The sequence below is a fragment of the Thermus hydrothermalis genome (assembly GCF_022760925.1).
Classification (GTDB): domain Bacteria; phylum Deinococcota; class Deinococci; order Deinococcales; family Thermaceae; genus Thermus; species Thermus hydrothermalis.
In genome coordinates, this window is the sequence record NZ_JAKTNT010000032.1 from 1 (window position 1) to 4,996 (window position 4,996).

Sequence of the window (4,996 nt, forward strand, 5' to 3'; positions counted from 1 at the left end):
CGGGGGAGGGAGTGAAGGTTTATGCGGGGTATGCGGGAGGTGCAAGTTTTGAGCTAGAGCACCTCCGCCATCCGGAGCGCTATGGTCTATACCTCCTTTAAACCCCTGGGCTTCTACTACGGCCAAGGAAGGCTTAGGGAGCTTCGGGCCTTTCGCCGGGTGGTGCTCCAGCCCTGGGCCTACACTCCAGAAGAGCTCCAGGCCCTTACCCCCACAGAACCCCTCGCCTATCTGAGCCTAGGGGAAGATCCAGGTCCCAAAGCCCCGTGGCAACTGGGCCCCGTCAACCCCCTTTGGGGCACTAAGATCGTGGACCCCGCCCACCCCGGATGGGTGACGCAGGTGGTGGAAAGCGCCTTGCTCTACCTAGCCCGGGGGTTCCAAGGCCTCTTCCTGGACACCCTGGACCAGGCGGCCACCGTAAGCCGGGAGGGTACCCTCCGGCTCCTCCTAGAGCTCCGGCGGGCCGTGGGATCCCACTTCCTCCTTGCCAACCGCGGCTTCGCCCTCCTACCCCACCTGGCAGACCTCGTGGACGGCATCGTCTTTGAGGGCTTCTCCACCACTTGGGAAGGGGGCGGACAACCGCTTCCGCGCTCCATCTTGCGAGCAAACGCCACATGGGCGCAAGTCTTGGCCCGGTTCCATTGGGAACGCTACAGCCTGGATTATGCTCCCCAGGCAAGGCTAGCCCGTTGGGCCCAAAGAAGAGCCCTACGCCACGGCCTCGTTCCCATCTTGGCGCAAGAAAAGCACCTCCTCCTCCCTACGGGCACAGGGGACTGATCCGGTCCAGGTTCACCACCGTCACATACGGCACAAATCCCTCCGCCCGGGACTTTTGGCACGCTGTCTGGACGTTTTCCGGCTTGGTGGCGTAGTCCACGGTGAGCACCAGTTTCCCCGCATCGCGAATTGCCCGGGCGTGGTTCAGGCGCACTTGGCAGCCCGAGCCCGTGCAAGGACGATCGGTGGCGTAGAAGAAGAGCTCCTCCAGGCCAATGCCGTCCATAGCGGACAGGTATCCCGGCCGCATCCGGAGCTCCGGGGCATTCTGGGGAAACACCCAGAAATCCGGCCGCTTGGCCTTTACGTAGGCACTAATCCGCACCAATAGCGCCACCATCTTGGTCGCCAGGGAATCGCGCGTTTCGCCGGGCACCAAGGGTAGGCTTATGCCCTCGTAGGCGTCCACCAAGTCCAGGTAAACCCCTTTAAACCCCGCTGCCAAGGCCTTATCCAGGCGGGGCTGAACCACCAGGGTCCACCAGTCTTCATCCCAGTACTTCACGTACCATTCCCCGCTCCAGCCGGGCACAGGATTTAGCAGGAGATCGGGAGCGTTCTTCTGCACCACGGGATACTCTACCCGGTAGTCCTCTATTCCCCCGATCTCCATGTAGGCCAGAACAGGCTTCCCCTTGAGGGGCGCCAGATCCGTGCTGGCCCAGGGCTTCTGGCCATCCTGGGTCAGGTCTATGACAAAGAGGTCCGCCGCCGTGGCACCCAAGGCGCTAAGCCCGGTGGCCGGATAGCCGGTGAGCTGGTAAACCCAGGTGCGTACGCTGAGCGAGGGTGGGGGTGGAGAGGGGTAAGGCCCAGAAGCCACCGCGCCTTCCCGGCAGGAAACCAGGGCGAACAGCAACACCCAACCAACCATCCAACCCGAAAAGCTGGGCGCCTTGCAGCCGCTAGAAGAATAGGGCATCTCCTCTTCACCTTAGCGCTGCCCTCTGAGAAGCGGGTACCCTTTCGGTGAGATACCCCCACCGCCCACAGGGCCGTGGCCTGACGCCTTTTCCCAAGGCTCAAAGGGCGGCCACCCCGTGCGCTAGGAACGTACCTGAACCAGGGTCAGGCAAAACCCCTTCGCGCAACCCCAGCGGCCAAGACCCCACCTTCTTCCCCCCACAGTCTGCACCAACCCTGCCCTACCCCGATGATCCAGGTACCGGAAAGGTTCGCAGTATTCTTAGGCCGTGCTGCGGGTGGTGGTCCGGCCAGGCAAGGAGCGGAAACTGAAGAACTTCTACCCCAACCTCTACCGGGACGAGATCCAGGAGGCCCCCCCCGAGGCGGGGGTAGCGGAGGCGGTGGCGGCGGATGGGGGTTTCCTGGCGGTGGGCTACTACGACCCCCGCTCCAAGGTGCCTTTCCGGGCCTTCCGCTTTGACCCGGGGCCCCTGGACCGCCGCTTTTTCCTCGGGCGCTTCCAGAAGGCTTTGCGGAAGCGGGAAGGGCTTGGGGTCTTCCATCGCCTGGTCCACGGGGAAGCGGACGGGCTTCCCGGGCTCGTGGTGGACCGCTTCGGGGAGGTTTTGGTCCTCCAGGTGCGTTCCCGGGGTATGGAGGCCCTAAGGGGGGTGTGGTTTCCCGCCCTCCTCGAGGCCACCTCGCCGAAGGGCGTCTACGAGCGGAGCGATGTGGAGGCGAGAAGGCAAGAAGGCCTTCCTGAGCGGGTGGGGGTGGTCCAGGGGGAGGTACCCCCCGTCCTGGAGGTGGAGGAGGACGGCCTCCTTTTCCCCATCCCCTTGGCCCTGGCCCAGAAGACCGGGTTTTACCTGGACCAGCGGGAAAACCGCCGCCTCTTTGAGGCCATGGTCCGGCCCGGGGAGCGGGTTCTGGACGTGTTTAGCTACGTGGGGGGCTTCGCCTTGCGGGCCGCACGAAAAGGGGCTTACGCCCTGGCGGTGGACAAGGACCTCCAGGCCCTTTCCGTCTTGGACCAGGCGGCCCTGCGGGCGGGGCTTCGGGTGGATATCCGCCAAGGCGAAGCCCTGGAGGTGCTCAAGGCCTTGGAAGGCCCTTTCCACCACGTCCTCCTGGACCCGCCCACCCTAGTGAAGCGCCCGGAGGAGCTTCCCGCCATGAAGCGCCACCTGGTGGACCTGGTGCGGGAGGCCCTAAGGCTCCTCGCCCCAGAGGGGTACCTCTGGATTTCCGCCTGCAGCTACTACCTCAAGGTGGAGGACCTCCTGGAGGTGGCCCGCCGCGCCGCCGCAGACCAAAGGATGCGCTTACGGGTGCACGCCGTCACCTACCAGCCCCGGGACCATCCCTGGAGCCTCCACGTGCCGGAAAGCCTCTACCTCAAGACGCTCATCCTGCAAGAGGATGCCCTCTAAGGGGGTATGATGGGAGGCGAAGCACCCTTGGGGTGCGTAAAAGGAGGCCAGTATGGAAGTGGCACGGGGTCTAGAAGGTGTGTTGTTCACGGAAAGCCGGATGTGCTTCATTGACGGGGAGGCGGGAAAGCTCTACTACTACGGCATCCCCATCCAGGAGCTCGCCGAGAAGAGCACGTTTGAGGAAACCACCTTCCTCCTCCTCCACGGCAGACTTCCCAAGCGAGAAGAGCTAGAGGCCTTCAAAAGGGATTTGGCTTCCCGCCGCTCCTTGCCGGAGCACCTCCTGGAGTCCTTCCGGCGGTACCCCGTTTCCGCCCACCCCATGAGCTTCCTGCGGACCGCCGTCTCCGAGCTGGGCATGTTGGACCCCACGGAGAGCGATATCTCCAAGGAGGCCCTCTACCAAAAGGGGCTGGACCTCATCGCCAAGTTCGCCACCATCGTGGCCGCCAACAAGCGGCTTAGGGAAGGGAAAGCCCCCATCCCCCCCAGGGAGGACCTCTCCCACGCCGCCAACTTCCTCTACATGGCAAACGGGGTGGAGCCTTCCCCCGAGCAGGAGCGGCTCATGGACGCCGCCCTTATCCTGCATGCGGAGCACGGCTTTAACGCCAGCACCTTCACCGCCATCGCCGCCTTTTCCACGGAAACCGACCTCTACTCCGCCATCACCGCCGCCGTGGCCTCCCTCAAGGGCCCCCGGCACGGCGGGGCCAACGAGGCGGTGATGAAGATGATCCGGGAGATCGGCACCCCCGAGCGGGCCCGGGAGTGGGTGCGGGAAAAGCTCGCCAAGAAGGAGCGCATCATGGGCATGGGCCACCGGGTCTACAAGGCCTTTGACCCCCGGGCCGGGGTCCTGGAGCGCCTGGCCCGGTTGGTGGCGGAAAAGCACGGCCACTCCCAGGAGTACCAGATCCTCAAGATCGTGGAGGAGGAAGCGGGGAAGGTGTTGAACCCCCGGGGCATCTACCCCAACGTGGACTTCTACTCCGGGGTGGTCTACTCCGACCTGGGCTTTGGCCTGGAGTTCTTCACCCCCATCTTCGCCGTGGCCCGCATCTCGGGCTGGGTGGGGCACATCCTGGAGTACAAGGATTTGGACAACCGCCTCCTCCGCCCCGACGCCAAGTACATCGGGGAGCTGAATCGGCCCTATATCCCCTTGGAGGAGCGCTAAGGTTTTTGGGGGCTTGGGGCGCTAGGCCCTAGGCCCCTTTTACAGGCCGCAAAAGGCCTCGTAGTCTATGAGCTCCCGTTGCGTGGGGTTGTCCCCGCACACGGGGCAGGCAGGGTTGCGGCGCACCTTGAGCTTGCGGAAGCCCGCCTCCAGGGCATCGTAAAGGAGAAGGTGGCCCGCCAAGGGCTTGCCCAGGCCCAAGAGGACCTTGAGGACCTCCGCCCCCATCAAGGCCCCCACCACGCCCGGGAGCACGCCGAAGACCCCGGCCTCGGCGCAGGAGGGCACGGAGCCGGGGGGCGGGGGCTTGGGGAAGAGGCACCGGTAACAAGGCCCCATCTCGCCTTCCTCCGTGGGGTGGTGGAAGACCGCCACCTGGCCGTCAAACTGGTAGATGGCCCCGAACACCAAGGGCTTGTTGAGGAGGACGGCGGCGTCGTTCACCAGGTAGCGGGTGGGGAAGTTGTCCGAAGCGTCCACCAGGACCTCGTACCCTTTCAGGATCTCCAAGGCGTTTTCCGAGGTGAGGCGGACGGGGTAGGCGTCAACCCGTACCAAGGGGTTTAGGGCCTGCAGGCGCTCCTTGGCCGCCAAGGCCTTGGACTTGCCCACGTCCTCCGTGGCGTAGAGCACCTGGCGGTGGAGGTTGGAAAGCTCCACCCGGTCCATCTCCACAATCCCCACCCGC

5 protein-coding genes are annotated in these 4,996 nt (G+C 64.7%); 3 read left to right on the forward strand and 2 right to left on the reverse strand.

The window, feature by feature from the left end:
- Positions 1–81 precede the first annotated feature (81 nt).
- Positions 82–786 carry a hypothetical protein gene (locus tag L0C60_RS12665; protein ID WP_234507502.1) on the forward strand — a complete coding sequence of 235 codons (705 nt, stop codon included), beginning with the start codon at positions 82–84 and terminating at the stop codon, positions 784–786.
- Here the strand turns inward: L0C60_RS12665 and L0C60_RS12670 are convergent.
- Positions 767–1,648 carry an MJ1477/TM1410 family putative glycoside hydrolase gene (locus L0C60_RS12670; RefSeq protein WP_234507505.1) on the reverse strand — a complete coding sequence of 294 codons (882 nt, stop codon included), beginning with the start codon at positions 1,646–1,648 and terminating at the stop codon, positions 767–769. The two genes, L0C60_RS12665 and L0C60_RS12670, sit on opposite strands and share 20 nt — an antisense overlap.
- Before the next feature lie 331 nt (positions 1,649–1,979).
- Between L0C60_RS12670 and L0C60_RS12675 the strand changes: the two genes are divergently transcribed.
- Both L0C60_RS12675 and L0C60_RS12680 read left to right on the forward strand, forming a co-directional pair.
- Complete coding sequence (locus tag L0C60_RS12675) at positions 1,980–3,125, forward strand: class I SAM-dependent rRNA methyltransferase (RefSeq protein WP_243092918.1); 1,146 nt, start codon at positions 1,980–1,982, stop codon at positions 3,123–3,125.
- A gap of 52 nt (positions 3,126–3,177) precedes the next feature.
- Entirely contained in the window at positions 3,178–4,308 is a 1,131-nt protein-coding gene (locus L0C60_RS12680) for a citrate synthase/methylcitrate synthase (RefSeq protein WP_234507509.1), read from the forward strand.
- A 39-nt stretch (positions 4,309–4,347) separates the two neighbouring features.
- Here the strand turns inward: L0C60_RS12680 and L0C60_RS12685 are convergent.
- Positions 4,348–4,996: ThiF family adenylyltransferase (locus L0C60_RS12685; protein WP_243092919.1), on the reverse strand; the 649-nt coding region annotated here is incomplete at its 5' end.